2 protein-coding genes are annotated in these 675 nt (G+C 26.5%); one reads left to right on the top strand and one right to left on the bottom strand.

Features of this window, described 5'->3' with window-relative positions; genetic code table 11:
• A partial coding sequence (locus AC4AGG_RS16705; protein WP_489773154.1) for a hypothetical protein occupies nucleotides 1-375 on the top strand: 375 nt, incomplete at its 5' end.
• A gap of 49 nt (nucleotides 376-424) precedes the next feature.
• Here AC4AGG_RS16705 and AC4AGG_RS16700 read toward each other — a convergent pair.
• Nucleotides 425-675 (bottom strand): hypothetical protein (locus AC4AGG_RS16700; RefSeq protein ID WP_489773153.1); only part of this gene is annotated, 251 nt, incomplete at its 5' end.

Here is a 675-nt window from a genome sequence, read left to right as displayed (position 1 = left end):
AAATATACCTCAAAAGAATTACAGGCAAGAAAATTTGGAATAAATACATTGTATGATTTATACGACCCTTACAAAAATTACCTTTTGTTTAAAGATTTTGAAAGCAAATTCGAGCATCTACTCATTGTAGATGACCGCTTCAAAAAAAACCTAACAAAAGAAGAAATTGCCAATCTTGGTAATAAGTTAGAATACACCTATTGGCTTAGAAATTTTAACTCTCACAGCACCAAAAGCAGATACAAAAAAGCACTGCAAGAATTTATAAAAGATAAGCAATTGAATACAACCGTAAAGTATCTAAAAAACAAAATTTCAGAGAAATTTTCTCAACTTTTTAAAGATTGTGAGGGGGCTTTACCAATAAACATTTGAAATTAAGAATTGAAAGGTTTTACCATAGTGTAAGTACGTGTAAAACCTTTCATTTTTTTATTGAATATCTAATACTGATATTATTTCTGATTTCTAAAAAATTAAGAATATCCATAACTATTTTTTCAGTCGTAGGGTCTCCACTCATATAATAAAAATGATAATCTTTATCGAAAAAATCATTTTCAATTTTACCTGAATTATTAGAAATTTTCAAATTGATGTAGTTTTGAAATATCGAAAAAGTGCAACCATATTCTTTGCTATTAAGAATTAATTTACCTTCCAATAAATTAGTTT

Source organism: Chryseobacterium sp. CG10_8 (genome assembly GCF_058117085.1).
This window is presented reverse-complemented; position numbering and strand designations above follow the sequence as displayed.